General features: G+C 49.2%; 17 protein-coding genes and 1 tRNA gene. 1 reads left to right on the forward strand and 17 read right to left on the reverse strand.

Annotated elements, in window-relative coordinates; all coding sequences use genetic code 11:
* Nucleotides 1-360: 360 nt before the first annotated feature.
* The 9 genes from ACAN55_RS03100 to ACAN55_RS03140 all read right to left on the reverse strand — a co-directional run bounded on the left by ACAN55_RS03100 (nucleotide 361) and on the right by ACAN55_RS03140 (nucleotide 8,945).
* Entirely contained in the window at nucleotides 361-1,242 is an 882-nt protein-coding gene (locus ACAN55_RS03100) for a UbiA-like polyprenyltransferase (protein ID WP_379127951.1), read from the reverse strand.
* A gap of 14 nt (nucleotides 1,243-1,256) precedes the next feature.
* On the reverse strand, nucleotides 1,257-2,573 hold the full coding sequence (locus ACAN55_RS03105; RefSeq protein ID WP_379127953.1) for an aspartate aminotransferase family protein: 1,317 nt from the start codon (nucleotides 2,571-2,573) through the stop codon (nucleotides 1,257-1,259).
* A 22-nt stretch (nucleotides 2,574-2,595) separates the two neighbouring features.
* Nucleotides 2,596-4,521 (reverse strand): peptidase U32 family protein, encoded by a 1,926-nt coding sequence (locus ACAN55_RS03110; RefSeq protein ID WP_379127955.1) that lies wholly within the window; start codon nucleotides 4,519-4,521, stop codon nucleotides 2,596-2,598.
* Nucleotides 4,522-4,557: 36 nt separating this feature from the next.
* Complete coding sequence (locus tag ACAN55_RS03115; RefSeq protein ID WP_379127957.1) at nucleotides 4,558-5,358, reverse strand: energy-coupling factor transporter transmembrane component T family protein; 801 nt, start codon at nucleotides 5,356-5,358, stop codon at nucleotides 4,558-4,560.
* Nucleotides 5,345-6,241: an energy-coupling factor transporter ATPase gene (locus ACAN55_RS03120; RefSeq protein ID WP_379127960.1), complete on the reverse strand. Its 897-nt coding sequence runs from the start codon at nucleotides 6,239-6,241 to the stop codon at nucleotides 5,345-5,347. Before ACAN55_RS03120 ends, ACAN55_RS03115 begins: the two co-directional genes overlap by 14 nt.
* Nucleotides 6,232-7,089: an ATP-binding cassette domain-containing protein gene (locus ACAN55_RS03125; protein ID WP_379127963.1), complete on the reverse strand. Its 858-nt coding sequence runs from the start codon at nucleotides 7,087-7,089 to the stop codon at nucleotides 6,232-6,234. The genes ACAN55_RS03120 and ACAN55_RS03125 overlap by 10 nt, the downstream gene beginning before the upstream one ends.
* Before the next feature lie 27 nt (nucleotides 7,090-7,116).
* Nucleotides 7,117-7,668, reverse strand: a complete 552-nt coding sequence (locus ACAN55_RS03130) for a Gx transporter family protein (protein ID WP_379127966.1) — start codon at nucleotides 7,666-7,668, stop codon at nucleotides 7,117-7,119.
* A complete protein-coding gene (locus tag ACAN55_RS03135) occupies nucleotides 7,652-8,038 on the reverse strand; it encodes a NusG domain II-containing protein (RefSeq protein WP_379127968.1) in 387 nt (128 codons plus the stop codon). Before ACAN55_RS03135 ends, ACAN55_RS03130 begins: the two co-directional genes overlap by 17 nt.
* A 775-nt stretch (nucleotides 8,039-8,813) precedes the next feature.
* On the reverse strand, nucleotides 8,814-8,945 hold the full coding sequence (locus ACAN55_RS03140; protein ID WP_379127970.1) for a hypothetical protein: 132 nt from the start codon (nucleotides 8,943-8,945) through the stop codon (nucleotides 8,814-8,816).
* 188 nt (nucleotides 8,946-9,133) lie between these two features.
* On the opposite strand from ACAN55_RS03140, the gene ACAN55_RS03145 reads away from it, so the two are divergent.
* Nucleotides 9,134-9,595 (forward strand): YhjD family protein, encoded by a 462-nt coding sequence (locus ACAN55_RS03145; protein ID WP_379127972.1) that lies wholly within the window; start codon nucleotides 9,134-9,136, stop codon nucleotides 9,593-9,595.
* Between the two features lie 103 nt (nucleotides 9,596-9,698).
* On the opposite strand, the gene ACAN55_RS03150 is transcribed toward ACAN55_RS03145, so the two are convergent.
* The 8 genes from ACAN55_RS03150 to ACAN55_RS03185 form a co-directional block, all read right to left on the reverse strand.
* Nucleotides 9,699-10,130, reverse strand: a complete 432-nt coding sequence (locus ACAN55_RS03150; protein WP_379127974.1) for an ASCH domain-containing protein — start codon at nucleotides 10,128-10,130, stop codon at nucleotides 9,699-9,701.
* Nucleotides 10,131-10,159: 29 nt separating this feature from the next.
* Nucleotides 10,160-10,960: a dihydrodipicolinate synthase family protein gene (locus ACAN55_RS03155; protein ID WP_379127977.1), complete on the reverse strand. Its 801-nt coding sequence runs from the start codon at nucleotides 10,958-10,960 to the stop codon at nucleotides 10,160-10,162.
* Nucleotides 10,953-11,285, reverse strand: coding sequence for a TetR-like C-terminal domain-containing protein (locus ACAN55_RS03160; protein WP_379127979.1), 333 nt, complete (start codon nucleotides 11,283-11,285; stop codon nucleotides 10,953-10,955). Before ACAN55_RS03160 ends, ACAN55_RS03155 begins: the two co-directional genes overlap by 8 nt.
* A gap of 269 nt (nucleotides 11,286-11,554) precedes the next feature.
* Entirely contained in the window at nucleotides 11,555-12,034 is a 480-nt protein-coding gene (locus tag ACAN55_RS03165) for a DUF2231 domain-containing protein (protein ID WP_379127982.1), read from the reverse strand.
* 17 nt (nucleotides 12,035-12,051) lie between these two features.
* Complete coding sequence (locus ACAN55_RS03170; protein WP_379127985.1) at nucleotides 12,052-13,386, reverse strand: sensor histidine kinase; 1,335 nt, start codon at nucleotides 13,384-13,386, stop codon at nucleotides 12,052-12,054.
* Nucleotides 13,373-14,068: a response regulator transcription factor gene (locus ACAN55_RS03175; RefSeq protein WP_379127987.1), complete on the reverse strand. Its 696-nt coding sequence runs from the start codon at nucleotides 14,066-14,068 to the stop codon at nucleotides 13,373-13,375. Before ACAN55_RS03175 ends, ACAN55_RS03170 begins: the two co-directional genes overlap by 14 nt.
* 129 nt (nucleotides 14,069-14,197) lie before the next feature.
* Nucleotides 14,198-14,269 (reverse strand) — tRNA-Thr (locus ACAN55_RS03180).
* Between the two features lie 97 nt (nucleotides 14,270-14,366).
* Nucleotides 14,367-14,675 carry an MTH1187 family thiamine-binding protein gene (locus ACAN55_RS03185; RefSeq protein WP_379127991.1) on the reverse strand — a complete coding sequence of 103 codons (309 nt, stop codon included), beginning with the start codon at nucleotides 14,673-14,675 and terminating at the stop codon, nucleotides 14,367-14,369.
* Nucleotides 14,676-14,747: the final 72 nt, after the last annotated feature.

Raw genomic sequence — 14,747 nt, forward strand, 5'->3', positions numbered from 1 at the left:
TTTAGGTTTAGGTTTAGGTTTAGGTTTAGTCTTTAGTCTTTAGTCTTTAGTCTTTAGTCTTTAGCCCTTTAGTTTAAGGGGTTAGTCTTTCAGGGGTAAAATAAAAGGCAAGCCGCGTTTAGCAGCTTGCCCTTGCAATCCTGCCTGCCAACAAAGTGGAGCAGGCTGGATTGCTTTTATCTCACCCTAGGTCGGTTAGGATACGGAACGGAGAGGAATTTTTGGAACTGGAGAAGCGTTAGCGTTCGCCTTTATGGTTGGATTTCAACCGCGGCGCGGTTCAAATCCAGAAATCCAACCATAACAGCGATCGGAAGTCCAAACATTCCCGAAGTGACGCTCCCTAACCACCGGCAGGTGCTAGAGGTAAAAGTAATCCACCAGCGTACACAACAATATCACCATACTGATCACCTGATTCAAATTATACGAAGCCACCTTCATCAGTTGGCGGTTCGAAGGCTTGATAATCTGATGCTCCGTCATTAGGAGCACCGTGGCAATCCCAATCCCTACAAGATACATCCAGCCGAGATCACGCCATACATAGAGGAACAGCAGCAGGAGCACCATTATGAAATGTAGCGCCTTAGAGATGCGCAGCGCATTCTCAAGTCCGAAGAAACTGGGAATGGACCATAATCCATGCCTGCGGTCGAACTCAATGTCCTGCGTACCATAAATAATATCAAAACCTGCGATCCAGAGCATAACTACGGTTCCGATCACGAAAGGCGTAAAGGCAATATTCCCGGTCACAGCGAACCAGGCGCCGATAGGCGCTGACGCGATGACAAAGCCCAGGTACAGATGGCTGAGAAATGTAAACCGCTTAGTGTAGGAGTACGACGAGATAAGTACGATCGCTACTGGCGACAGCAGCAGACATAATAGGTTCAGCATGCCTGAAGCAGCGATGAACAGGATATAGTTAATGATGACAAACAGAACAACTTCCTTCTCCGCAACCAGCCGCTGCGGCAGGTGCCGGTGGGCCGTACGCGGATTTGCACTGTCAAAGGTCCGATCGACCAGACGGTTAAAGGCATTGGCCCCGTTCCGTGCTCCGATTAAAGCGATTAGCCCCCACAGCATAACATGGCCGGATGGCCAGCCTCCGGCTGCCCAGACCATCGAGATGATGGCGAAGGGCAGCGAGAACAAGGTATGGGAGAACATGACCAGCTCGGCGAATAGCTTCAGTTTCAGGGCTGTATTTTTAAACACATGGATTATAGCCATAACTTACCTCTTTCTTAATCTGCCGGGACTGCAGGTACAGAAAGACCTTCTGCCACCTCTGCCAGCACTTCATTCAATGTATCCAGCATTCCTTTAATATCTTCCTCTGTGATGATCAACGGAGGCTGGAAAGCCAGTACGTTGCGGCCAACACCGTTTTTGCCGATCAGATAACCCCGGTCCTTCATTCGCTCCAGAATGTCATCAGTCAAGGCGGCATTTCCTGTTGCATCTGCCCCCCGCAGCTCGGCTCCAAGCATAAGGCCAGTCCCACGAACTTCAGAGATCAATGACGGATAGCGCTGCTGAAGCATCTTAAGTCCTTCTTTCAGCATACTGCCACTACTTGCGGCACGTTCAGGAAGCTGCTCAGCAGCAATGAAATCAAGCACTGCCAGCGCTGTAACCGCAGAAACCGGATTACCTCCGAAGGTCGAAGCCGACGGTCGATTCAGCGAGAGTGCAATTTCATCCGTTGTAGCAAAAGCTGCCACCGGTACTCCGTTACCAAGTGCCTTAGCCATAGTGATAATATCAGGAACCACATCATAATGCTCCATGGCGAACATAACACCCGTACGCCCGAAGCCGGTTTGAATTTCATCAGCGATCAGGAGGACTCCATATTGATCCAGCAGCGCTTTGACCTCACGGAAGTACCAGGAGACCGGCATGATCATGCCACCGTTGCCCTGAATCGGCTCGGCAATCATCGCAGCAATGGTATCGCTTTTCTCCTTAAGGACTTGCTCCAATTCCTGAATAGAGCGTCTTGCAGCCTCTTCCAGTGTCATGTCCGGATGATACGGACGGCTGATGAAATCAACGGCCTCCTCCAGATAATTGTCGGTACGCCACATTTGCAGCCCGGTAACACTCATAGTTAGATTGGTACGCCCGTGTAAGCCGCTTTCCAGTGCGATGAACCCTTTACGCCCGGTATGCATTCTGGCAAGCAGCAATGCACCCTCATTGGCCTCTGACCCACTGTTCACGAAGAACGTGCGGCGAAGGCTGCCGGGAAGTACTTCCTCCAGCCGTTTCGCCAGATCGACGCCAGGCTGTGTCAGGTAGACTGTTGTTGTATGCTGCAATTGCTGCAGCTGTTCTATCGTTCGGGCGGTGATAGCCGGGTTGCAGTGACCACAGGCCACCACTGAGACGCCGGCGAAGAAATCCGTGTATTGCTGTCCATTCTCATCATATATAAACTGCATGGAGCCCCGCACCATTTGCGGCGCGTTACGGTAAAAATGCTGCGTGCACGGATAGAAGTATTGTTTGCGCCCCGCCGCTACAGCCTCTCTACCGATGAAGGTACTCTTTTCCATGTAGGCTTCCTCCCGCTTCCTCTTAATTAAATTGCAGAGAACCCAAAGTATAACCGGCATATAACGGCTTCATTCCGCCAAGCATATCCTCGCTGCCTGCTGTACCGTTTATTTTGTGCTGATAGGATAGAATAATTTCACGAAGCTGCTCCGGACTATAAGTAACGCCTTCAATGCGGAAACAGGAAATGCCGAGCCCGCTCATCTCATCCAGCATAGGCAAGTAGCAAAGCTCCTTGGAGAACAACAGATGGCAGCGTCCATGCTGGTCACGGTAGACCGGATTCTCGCCTTTATCCGTCATAAGCACAAGCACATCATTGCTGACATAACGGTTGTCTTCATGAGCGATAGGCTCCATCACTTCTGTATTCTCAAACAGGTCATGCTCCATGTACATAAGTGCAGGAGTCCCGTGAACGATAACCTCCAGCGGTAATGTAGATCCTGATATAAAGGTTGCAAAATGCTCCAGTGTCATCTCCGGGGATACAGTACTCCGCTCCAGCCCAAGGCCCGCGTAGAGTCCGGCTGCAAGTTTGTTGTACACATTCAGATTGGCATCACCAATCATCGGATATCCTGTTGTTTTAAACCGGCGGATCGCTCCCAGGTTCGTCACCATCAGGCCGTCAATCGGCAGGCGCTCTCCGCTAAGCAATTGGTCATATTGTGCAAAATGCTGCTCCGTCATCATCCGCGGCAGACCCAAGTACAACTTCGTTGTTCCTTTGATCGCACCAAGCGAAATAATATCTTGCTTCGTGAATGGACGGTCCGGTTGATAGACATCTCCGGAAAGATACAGATTCTCTACGCCCATCTCGAGGACTACCCGTGCCTGTTCCATATTGTTGACGCGTACAGCCAGTTCAGGTCTGCTGTTCTTGCTGATCTTCTCAGCCGACAACCGTTCACGCAGCTGCTGGACACGTTCGGCCGATAGTTCTTTTTCCGCGGTAGGCGTACTGAATACCTTGCCGGTGCTGTAGAACTTGCCGGTGCCCTCATAACGGCGGTTAATATTCGAAAGACCAGGTTTGCCAAAGGCATAGGCTGTCGAGAAATCGCGTTTGCGGTTTTTATAGAGGAGCTTGGAGTCCACGGTACGGTCAAAGCCGATCGGATCATCGATATAACGGTCGATAGCCTCACCGTAGCTGTTCGCCAGCATGACGACGAAATCTTTGTCACGCATCCGGCCTTCAATCTTAAAGGAGGTGATACCGGACTCGATCAGCTCCGGAATATTCTCATACATATACATGTCTTTAACGGCGAGCGGGTACTCCGTCGGGAACACATAACCGTCCTTCTTGATTCGGTAATCCCAGCGGCAAGGCTTCATACATTTACCGCGATTGCTGCTCATGCCGAATACCTGGGAGCTGAAATAGCAATTCGCCCCGTGTACGGAGCACATATCACCATGGACGAAATATTCCAGTTCCATTCCGCTCTGAGCGCTTAGCAGCTTGGCGGTATGCAGATCCATCTCGCGGGAGGTAACTACCCGGGTTACGCCAAAGTCACGCAGCGCATAGATCATCTCCAGATTATGGACATTCATCATAACGGAAGCATGGAGAGGAACGGTAAGTTCCATCTCGCGGATTAGTTCAATAACTGCCATATCCTGCACAATCAGTGCATCCGGGCGGACTTCATCCAGGAACCGCAGGTACTCCCGGGCTTCCTCCACATCTTCTTCACTGAACAGATTATTGACGGTGACATATACTTTTTTGCCTAGACCATGGGCGATATGAATCGCCTGCGCAATTTCTTCGTGCGACAGATTGTACCCTTTGCGCATCATTCTCATATTAAGTACAGGGCCACCGAAGTAGACCGCATCACAAGCCGAATGAATAACTTCCTGGAAAATTTCAAAAGTTCCTACGGGAACGAGTAATTCGATTTCCTTGCCATTAAAATAACGAGCCATTCTTATATCCTCCTAAATATCTGCTACCCTTGTGAATTACAACAGTGCGACCGCGAGTCCCATCACAACAAACATACTAATAAATACGCTATCCGCCAGCCCCCATCTAAGCCGATGATACTGGCTGCGCGGCGCGTCCATGCGGAAGCCTCTGGCTTCCATGGAATAGACCAGATCCTGCGCTCGCCGGAAGGCACTCGAGATGACCGGCACCAGCAGCGATACCATCATCCGTCCTTTGTCCTTAAGCGGCAGTTCTTTCAAATCGGCACCGCGTGAAGCCTGCGCCTTCATAATAATCTGCGTTTCATCGAGTATCGTCGGAATAAAGCGCAGTGCAATGCTTATCATTAAAGTAAGTCTATCCGGAGACAGTCCTAGCTTCTTGAACGGTAAAAGAATTCCTTCCAGCCCCTGATTTAGCCTTCCAGGTGTCGTTGTAAAGGTCAATAGTGCGGTAAAGGTGATGAGAAAAACCATCCGGATGACGGAAAATGAACCGAGCCTCAGTCCACCGTCATACAAGTGCAGAGAACCTAAAGAAAGCCAGATCTCTCCTTCTTTAACCGTGAACATCTGTACAATAAAAATAAACAACATCAGGTACCGCAAAGGTTTGGCAGCTTTAATGAAATATTTAAGCGGAATCCGCGTTGAAACCATCACGGTGATGGAGAATACCGCGAGCAGCGCCATCGCAGGCCAAGAGCGGGATAATAAAATTACAGCCACATACAATAACATTCCGGTAATCTTCGCACGGGGATCCAGCTTATGCACCCAGGAACCCGTCTCAATGCTGCGTCCAAGCAGCAGCTTCTCACTACTCATAGCCATCCCTCTTTCCGGTCTCCTGCCGTGATGATCCGGCAGGCAATGAGGCGATGAATTCGGCAAGCCCCTCTGCAGTCAGGCGAGGAGTCTCGCCTTCGAGATGGAAGCGGTCAGCAACCGCCCGCCAGTAACGCAAGGACTGCGGTACGGTAAGTCCGCAGCGCTCCAGTATAGACGGATCAGCCGCCAGTTCTAAGGTGCTCCCCTGAAATTCAGCATGGCCCTCCTTCAGAACAATCCAGCGGTCCGCTATTGGCAGCAGCTCGTCCATCCGGTGGGTCACAATGATAATGGTCCTTCCCTGTTCCCTGCATAGCTTCTCCAGCAAGGTGATCAGTTCAGCACGGCTGACCGGATCCAGCGTTGCCGTCGGTTCGTCCAGGACGACCACTTCCGGGTCCATAGCGAGCACTGAAGCAATGGCCGCCTTGCGCATCTGCCCCCCGCTAAGCCGGAACGGATTACGCTCCAGCAGCGCCAGATCCAGCCCCATATCGGTCATTGCCGAGCGTGCCCGCTCCTTCGCCTCTTCCAGTGACATGCCAAAGTTCAGAGGCCCGAAGATGAGATCCTTCTCGACTGTCTCTTCAAACATTTGCTGCTCCGGAAATTGAAAGACCAGCCCTACACGGCGGCGGAGCGGCAGCAGCCTTGGCGACTTCTCCCCGGCACGGAGTGTAACATCCAGTACTCTGACCGTACCCTCTGTGGGTTTGAGGATTCCATTAAACAACTGGAGCAAAGTCGATTTGCCGGAGCCTGTAGCTCCGGCAATCCCTACGATAGAGCCCTTTGGAATAGCAAGATCAATTTCATGCAGTGCAGTCTGCTTCCAGAGGCTGCGATCCGCGTACACATAGCTGACTTGCTGTAGTTCTATGGCCATAACTTATCGATCAGCTCCTTCTCACCGGCAGGCACGCCTGTATGTATTCCATGCTTCTCAAGCTCCCGTGCCAGGCGCCAAGGATATGGCATGCGCAGATTACATTCCTCCAGCAGCTTCTCATTACGAAACAGCTCCGCCGGGCTCATATCCCCGGCCAACCCGCCGCCATGCAGCGCGATTACCCTATCGGATGCCATGATCTCATCGGCGTCATGCGAAATCATCACAATCGTATATTTTCCTTCTGCCCGCATACGCTGCAGAATCTCCATAAGTTCATTACGGCTGCCCTCGTCCAACATGGAAGAGGCCTCGTCAAAGATGACGATGCCTGGCTCCATGGCAAGAATTGAGGCGATAGCCACACGCTGCTTCTGTCCACCGGACAGCTCTCCCGGATGCTTGGCAAGCAGATGGGCAATTCCCAGTTCCCCTGCATAAGCGTGCAAGCGCCGGCCGATTTCAGCAGGCGGCAGACAAAGGCCCTCCAGGCCAAATATAATATCTTCTTCGACGGTTGCGCCGATAAACTGATTGTCCGGATTCTGGAACACCATTCCGATAATCTGCCGTATTGCAGCGATATTCTCTTCGTTCAGCACAAGGCCGCCTACATTAATTTCTCCGTCGCTTTTCGGCAGCAGGGCATTCAGCAGCTTGACCAGTGTAGACTTACCGCATCCGTTGGCACCAATCAGACTGACCCACTGCCCCTGAGGAATGGTGAAGGATATATTTTGAAAGACAGGCTGGCTCGGATCATATCCGAACGATACATTCTTCAGCTCAATCACAGCCTGTCCCTCTTCGGCTTTCAACCCTTGCCCGCTATAGGTTTCATTCATGTTGTTCATCCTCCCGCGGCCCCGCTATCAACCCAGAAATTCTTCAAACAGCGATATCTTGGACAGAGACGCTACCAGGTAACGAACCGCAAATCCAACGGCGATGCCTGTGACGATTCCGGTTATGAGCAGCACCGGCAGATAAATTAGAATGCTTAAGGAATCAAAGATCATAGCCGCAGCCAGCAGCTGCCCGACATTGTGAGCCAGACCTCCGGCAATACTGATACCGATCAGACTGAAACTCTTTCCGCCAAACCGTACCAGTAAGAACATTACAAGAAAGCTGAGCAGCGAGCCGCATAAGCTGAAGAGCAGACTTGAGAAGGTACCGAGTATAAATGCCGTAAGCAGGGTCTTCAGAATAACCAGCATTAGTGCATCCCTGCCGCGTAAAAAATAAATACAGGTCAAAATCATAATATTAGCAAAACCCAGCTTAGCACCGGGCATCAGACCTATCCCTACCAAAGGAATCTGGGCCTCCAAAATACCGAGCACTACCGCCACTGCGGCAAAAATCGCTATGATTACCGTTCTTTTCAGCACTGTGGCTGATTCACTACTGGACATAGGCATCGATATCGTCCTCCCCCGACGTACTTGCGATTTCCACTAATACCCGATGCGGCAGGCAGACAATCGTCTGCTTAGGCTGGGTAATAAATCCGAAACCGAGACATACCTTATCGGGACAATCGGCATCATACATTTCCACGCCATAATCATGCACTTTCAGGATGTTGTAACCGCGCTCTGTGCGAATTTCAACGGTTTGTTCCTCTTTAGTCAATTGGATTGTCTTGAATTGTTTGCCGTCTACGGTTATATTAGCCACCCGGTTCTCAATTCCCGTTTTATCGTTATTGCCGGAAAACCATTTCGGTGCCAGAAAAGCAAGAGCAGCAACCAAAACGATGGAAATCAGCAGCACATCCCCACGTTTCATAAAATTCTCCCTTATTTTTTAATTAAGTAAATCCCAACTTATTAAGTATAACGGTCTATACCCAATCCTTCAATAAATGTCGTCGTTTATTGTCGTATTTGCACCATAATTCACAAAATAGGCACGTAAGATTTCCCGTGAACAATTACACTTATTATAGAAGAACTGCATCCCGAATCAAAATCACGATCGAACCCTTTCTCTATTCAAAATAATTTGCATTCATATCCAAAATGTGATATATTAATCTAATATTTGATTTCCCCATATCTTTTCCTATTGAAGAAGATGCTAACCGACTGGGTTACTGTTATATAGTTATCGGCGTTTCGGACACTTGTACTTACATTTTCTTTACAGGAAACATCCTTTTTATGAGACTAAATTCAAACATGGCAATCCGATTCACACTGGAGCGGCCGCGGAGCCGCAAGGACAAAAGAGAGGTAGGGCTTTTGTCGTATTGGAAGGATTATTCTCTCCACACGGCTGATGGAAATAATTAGGACTTATAAAGCCCGTTGCTCACGAACGGCGGGAGATTAAATATAAATAGCACGTGTCCCCTTTGCTCGGGATCAATTCGTGCATGCGTGGAGCAAATAGCGCCCGGTAACCGCAAATAAGCGGATACCGGGCGCGTCTACGTTTCAGGGGATCTTTTTGATAAACTCCGTAACCCAGAAAAAAAACCGGATGCATCCATTCCTGGATGGCACCCGGCCTAAGGAGATATATAAAAAGGTTAGAGTTAACAATTATAAAGTTAGAGTGATCAAAAGGTTAACAGCTGTAGCCAGCCGACCATAGAAATCCATAAAGGAATGCTTAGAAATATACCGAATGCCAATCCGCGTTTGAAACTGCCCTCTTCACGAACCTCGTGCGATTCTTGCACATCATACATTGCTAATTCCCCATTTCTCATAACTTTTCCCTGCAATTTAATCAACTTAATTTTAATATAATTCTTTAGACAGCTTTCGTTTGTGAACTTTGTCACATTTATCCTATTATTGAGAAATTTCATTGATTATTCGTTAAAGAACAGGTTAGAATACGAATATACGTTCTGTTTTTAAGAGGGGTGAACTCATGAACCGGGCAGGAAGCCAAGATAGCATGCTGGTCAAATCGTATGTTCTGCTCCCACTTATATTATCGGCTTTCGAGCGGGATTCTATAATTATTTCTGCACATATCCGGACACCAGCCCCCTATCTGGATATGCTCAAAACAGCTTCAGCCCAAGCGGCCGGTGATTTGCGGGATGTCCGCCATGAAATGAGAAAGCGGGGGATTAAGGTATATGAACAGGAACGGCTGCAGAAAGGAATCGAAGCCCGTTTCATCTGCAGGGGATATCATGACCGGATGCTGCTCTTGAATGATATTCTTGCCGCCCAGGCCGCTATCCATATGCGCAGGTATTTGGGAATCGATATCACTGCCTTTCGGAGCTTTGAAGAGCAATACCGGCTCATTCCGGAGACTACCGGAGCCCAAGACACCGGAAGTTCTGCACAGGCAAAAAATAGATCTTACCTTTGGGAGTAGGCAAGACCCGAAATCCATATACCACGAAACACTGGGGGGTGTTTGGTATAACCAATATAACTCCCCAACCTGAAAACCACCTGATGGCTACCTAAAAATTAGCTTAAAACTCTTCAGCCACTTCTTTCAGTACCGGATACTCCCAGAAACCGAGCCGTCCTTTGGCTGGTATCGGATGAACCAGGGGTGTCATCGACTCCAGCTTCCAGGCATAGCGCCCTTCACTGAAATCGCCAAAGACTACTTCATTATCGCTGATGCCGCCCTCACGTTCGGCAAGCTGTGCTGCCTCATAACACTCCGTCAGATTGCCGGCAGCTATGATGGACCCGGTTGGCAGATTATCAGCAGTATATCCGTGCCGGGCTAATACCGACCGGAAAGGCTCCTCCAGGCAGGCAGCCTTGTCGATTGTCTTCCCGGCATGAATCGCCAACTCCCCCCGGTAGCCTGTCTTCCAGGAACGAGTCTCAAACTCTTTTTCCCCCAGTGCAACCAGAGTGGCCCAGGGCTGACGTATGGTTAAGCAGCGCATGACGATAGTCTCCTTTCAGAATTCGTATGTTAGATCCCTAGCGGAGAACGGCAATAGCCTGTATTCATACCTAAGGAGTTATAGTGGTTTTTGATATTAACAATGGCTTGACCTTGGATCACTTGCGATACCAGCTGCTCTAGCCCCATGGCATCGACTGGTTTATTCTGCAGCAAATCTTCAAACGTTCGCTTAATTACCTCGGGATACATATTACCTGCCACACTTGAAAGCCCGTTACAACCGCCCTCTACGATATTGGCCACAAGATTTACATCCCCTGCCGCAAACCTGATGAATGAATCGGGAAAAGCTATGCCCTTGTGACGGTGAACGTCTCCGCCCTCTTTAAAACCAACTATATTATGATGTCTGCCAATCAGCTCATGAAGCGACTCGGGACTTAAATCAAATCCTGTCCGGGCCGGATTGTTATAGAGAGCGATCTTTTTTGTCGTGTGGGCAAGCAGTTCCTCCACATAGGCAATCGCCTGCTGCTGGGTTGGGCGGATATAAGGAGGAAAGCCGATCAGAATGGCCTGAAAGACTGAATGTTCAAGCGCCTGGACAAGCCGCACCGCATCCTTGGTTCTGACTGCAGAAACACCGAACATCAGTTCAACGTCGGCGAAGTTTTTTTGTTTAAAATAATCGATGATTTGCAGCCGCTCCTCAACGCTCATGGAGTGTTGTTCACCGGTGCTTCCGGAGATCAGCAAGGACTGGATTCCGTTACGCTTCAGGTGTTCAACAATCGGTTCAAACCCGTCTGGATTGAGACTCTCATCTTCGAGAAACGGAGTCGGGATTGCAACGTTTAAATTATTCATTCTTCTCATCCTTCCATCGTGACGTTGTCAGCAAAGTAAATTGTTTCGCAAGAAAATGCGGCGAGTAGGGCATATCATTTTTAAGCCACGAAATGATTACACCGATCAAAGCAGAAGAACCGTACCCTATGGCGATGTCTTTTTGAATCGTTGCCGTTAAGGTTCCCGGAATGCGGCTCCCCGTCTCCTCTATTCTAGCAGCAATCAATTCCGACAGCAGGGTCAACAGCCTTTCCGAAAAGTTCGTAATTCGCCGATAGACGAGAACAGATTTATAAAGCTTCGAATTGTCCGCAATATATTCCAGAAGCCTTATCAGTGGCAAATCCTCCTGTTCTGCAGAGGCCTGGTTCGGCGGTATCAAGTCGTGAAGTATCTGCTGCTAACCTTCTTTATCAAACGTACAAACGAGGCTTCGGAAATCCAGCCTAAAACATCATCAAGCATAAGAACCGTTACAGAATCATAATAACCGTCACGAAGATGCGGGTGAAAGCAATTGAACTGCCGGCCTGCGCTTCTTATCCAATTTCGGTTGTATAAGAAAGAAGCCGAGGTCTCCTGAAGAAGGGAGCCTCGGCTTCTTTGAGTTGATTATTTTTTATGATTACCTTGCACAGGGGGATTAACCGGAGCACCCTTGGCCGATACGCCTACACCATCTGTATACACCATTTTGCCGCCGTAGTATCCGGTTCCCAGCACAAGCCCACAGGAAGCAAGCGAAACAACCAAGTACAGCACCAGTGGAACTTTTACAAAAGCGCGTTTGCCTTTCCAGTACATCAGCAATCTCCATACAACAATCAGAGAAACTACCCAGGCGGTTATAGTGGCGAGCGTCTCGTGGGGTTCCAGAAATGAAGTCACACCGCGGGCATCATCATCCGGTCCAGTCGCTATAGCGACCCAAGCTCCCACTGCAGCAAGCAGCCACATCCATAACCCGCCAGCAGGATTCAAAGAACGTTTTTTCAGGGCTACCACCAAATCATACCCAAATCCGATGATGATCAGAGCAATAGGAAAATGTACGACAATAGGATGGATGTGATTAAAAACTTCAGTAAACATAATAAAACCTCCATTGTTTAAAGTGGTTGCCTTAAGATTCGTTTGGTTTCAGGAAGGATGACCGTAAAGGTGCTCCCCTGATGAAGAGTGCTGGTTACGACAATTCTGCCACCGTGCCTGCTGACGATCTCATGGGCGATAGCCAGCCCCAGTCCGGTGCCGCCATGTTCCCTTGTGCGGGCTTGATCTACCCGGTAGAACCGTTCGAACAAGTGGGGAAGATCCTCCTCTGAAATCCCGCAGCCTGTATCCTGAATGATTACATTCACAGTACCGTTGTCATTCCGGGTAATCCCCAGCGTGACTGTGCCTCCCTCCGCAGAATATTTAATGGCATTATCCAAGAGAATATACAGCACCTGGTCAATCTGTTCGCTGTCCCCGGTGCAGGTGAAGACTTCTTCGAGATTACCTATGTTCAACTGCAACTTAATCTTGTTCTCTTGCGCTACTAATTGCATTCTAGTGGCAGCGAACGAAAGAGAGTGCTGCAGATCAAAAACTTCCTGCCTTATGGGCAGCAGAGGCGAATCATTTCTGGCCAGCGTCAGTAATTGCCCGGTCAGGCGGGTCATACGCTGTATTTCTTCCTTCATATCCTGAAGCACAGTCTGATGGATCGGAGGGAGCTTATGACGTTCTTCCTCCAGAATATCCACCGACAACTGCAGGACGCTTAAGGGTGTTCTCAGCTCATGGGAGGCATAGGCCGTGAATTTTTGCTGCCGTGTAAACGCATGATTGATGGGCACCATGGCCCTTCCGGCCAAAATATATCCAATAGCTGTAGCTGCCGCAAGCAGGAGAATGGTGATCGCAATGAGGAGCATCTCCATCTCCTTTAGTAAATTTGCCTGCTTTGTAATTTCTTCACCCAGCAGGAGAACATGATTCCCCTGGTCACCGGCCGTCTTTCGCAGTACGGCATAAATGGTCTTTTGTTTACCAGAATCCTTTGTTAAATAGAAGAAGGATGTATTACTGTGAGCATCCAACTGCTGCTGATAGGACGGCAACAACAGCGGGTTGTCTCCCGCAGGTGACTGGGCGGTGATGGTCCAGGAGGTATCTGTTATGACAGCGAATTGGTCGCTTTGCAGATACTCCCATTCCATTCTGTGAGCGTCTGCCTGCCGCTGTTCTCGAATCTCCTCAGCATCATCAACTTGCGGCGATTGATTGAGCCACTCATCCAATGCCTTTTGACTAGCGGATTCCAGATTATGCCTCTCATCCCTGTGCATCACATCCGTCAGTACCCAATAGAAAGAAGCCGCCATGATGAGCAGAATCAATCCAATCATCGTACTGTAAAAAATGGTTAATTGCCTGCGGGTATTAGGTATCATCATGGTCAGCTCCGTTATCGATTAACCGGTACCCTCTTCCATGGACACTTCTAATCAGCTTCACAGTAAAGGGATCGTCGACTTTTTTTCGCAACAGCTTGATGACAGCATCAACCGCATTCAGAGTAACATCTGCGTCATTGCCCCACACATAATTGAGTATCCGCTCTCTGGAGAGCACAGTATTGGGATGACGAGCAAAAAACTCCAGCAATTGAAACTCGCGTTTGGTCAGAGTCAAGGGTACACCATCACGCTCTGCCTCCTGCGTATCAGGATTGAGCCGAAGACCGCTGACCGCATATCTTGTGGTATATCCCCGGGTCTGCTTTCTGCGGTCCAGAGATGTAATTCGGGCTAATAGTTCTTCGAAAGCGAAGGGCTTGATCATATAATCGTCCGCCCCTGTCAGAAGTCCGCTGACGCGATCCTCAATCTCACCGCGGGCCGTCAGCATCAGAATAGCCGTGTTGTCATTCAGACTTCGTTGCTGCCGGCATAGCTCCAGACCGGTTTTGCCGGGAAGCATCCAGTCCAGAATATAGAGATCAAATTCCGCGGTGGCAAAAAACATCTCCGCTTCTTCCGAATTGCGGGCCCATTCCGTCAGATGTCCTGCCAACTTGAGCTTGTACTGGATCATGTAACCAAACTTAGCGTCGTCTTCTACTAATAGAATGCGCATAATAGCCTGCTTTCTTAGTTCTTAATGTGTTTAGGTTATTTTCATTATAACGATTAAAAATGAAAAAATAATGAAAAAAAGCGCAACTTCCAGACTCTTGGAAGCCGCGCTATTCATTCTCAGAAAGGATGCTGGTGAAGGGAATTGAACCCCCGGCCTACGCATTACGAGTGCGTTGCTCTACCCCTGAGCTACACCAGCATAAAAAAACACATTTCCGTCAAACAAAAGAGATTATACAAGGCCGCGCTGAAAAATCAATCCTTTTTACCGGGCATCCGCAGCTTGCCTATTTCCACTAGTTCTCCAGTAGCTTGCGCTCTACGGCTTCAAGTTTGCTGCGGCTGGTGGATTCCTTGTCCCGGCGGTCGTCGATTTTGACAGAGGTCGAGACACGCTTGGCTCCGCCTGCAAAAGGGGACTCGTGCAGCGCCTCAACAGCCGCGAGAATACGTCCCAAAGAGCCCTCAATAATGGTCCCCATCGAGGTTAGTTCATACGTTATCCCCTCCACCTTCTCCAGCACACGCTGCATATCCGCTACATAACTACTGAGACTCGTGCTTCCTGTTCCAATCGGAATGACCGTTACTTCGGCAATAGCCATTTTGATCCCTCCTAAACCTTAAGTGTGGACTCTAGCGAGCCTATTCTATTGTATCAATTCCACTGTCTCCCC

Origin of the sequence: Paenibacillus oryziterrae (assembly GCF_042610485.1) — a bacterium.
Classification (GTDB): domain Bacteria; phylum Bacillota; class Bacilli; order Paenibacillales; family Paenibacillaceae; genus Paenibacillus_AQ.

Coding starts and splice junctions, on each gene's coding strand:
- ACAN55_RS03120 (WP_379127960.1), bottom strand. CDS start 6,241: ATGGCCATAGAACTACAGCAAGTCAGCTATGTGTACGCGGATCGCAGC.
- ACAN55_RS03150 (WP_379127974.1), bottom strand. CDS start 10,130: ATGCGCTGCTTAACCATACGTCAGCCCTGGGCCACTCTGGTTGCACTG.
- ACAN55_RS03145 (WP_379127972.1), top strand. CDS start 9,134: ATGAACCGGGCAGGAAGCCAAGATAGCATGCTGGTCAAATCGTATGTT.
- ACAN55_RS03105 (WP_379127953.1), bottom strand. CDS start 2,573: ATGGAAAAGAGTACCTTCATCGGTAGAGAGGCTGTAGCGGCGGGGCGC.
- ACAN55_RS03155 (WP_379127977.1), bottom strand. CDS start 10,960: ATGAATAATTTAAACGTTGCAATCCCGACTCCGTTTCTCGAAGATGAG.
- ACAN55_RS03130 (WP_379127966.1), bottom strand. CDS start 7,668: ATGCCTATGTCCAGTAGTGAATCAGCCACAGTGCTGAAAAGAACGGTA.
- ACAN55_RS03140 (WP_379127970.1), bottom strand. CDS start 8,945: ATGTATGATGTGCAAGAATCGCACGAGGTTCGTGAAGAGGGCAGTTTC.
- ACAN55_RS03115 (WP_379127957.1), bottom strand. CDS start 5,358: ATGGCTATGAGTAGTGAGAAGCTGCTGCTTGGACGCAGCATTGAGACG.
- ACAN55_RS03135 (WP_379127968.1), bottom strand. CDS start 8,038: ATGAAACGTGGGGATGTGCTGCTGATTTCCATCGTTTTGGTTGCTGCT.
- ACAN55_RS03170 (WP_379127985.1), bottom strand. CDS start 13,386: ATGATGATACCTAATACCCGCAGGCAATTAACCATTTTTTACAGTACG.
- ACAN55_RS03165 (WP_379127982.1), bottom strand. CDS start 12,034: ATGTTTACTGAAGTTTTTAATCACATCCATCCTATTGTCGTACATTTT.
- ACAN55_RS03185 (WP_379127991.1), bottom strand. CDS start 14,675: ATGGCTATTGCCGAAGTAACGGTCATTCCGATTGGAACAGGAAGCACG.
- ACAN55_RS03175 (WP_379127987.1), bottom strand. CDS start 14,068: ATGCGCATTCTATTAGTAGAAGACGACGCTAAGTTTGGTTACATGATC.
- ACAN55_RS03110 (WP_379127955.1), bottom strand. CDS start 4,521: ATGGCTCGTTATTTTAATGGCAAGGAAATCGAATTACTCGTTCCCGTA.
- ACAN55_RS03125 (WP_379127963.1), bottom strand. CDS start 7,089: ATGAATGAAACCTATAGCGGGCAAGGGTTGAAAGCCGAAGAGGGACAG.
- ACAN55_RS03100 (WP_379127951.1), bottom strand. CDS start 1,242: ATGGCTATAATCCATGTGTTTAAAAATACAGCCCTGAAACTGAAGCTA.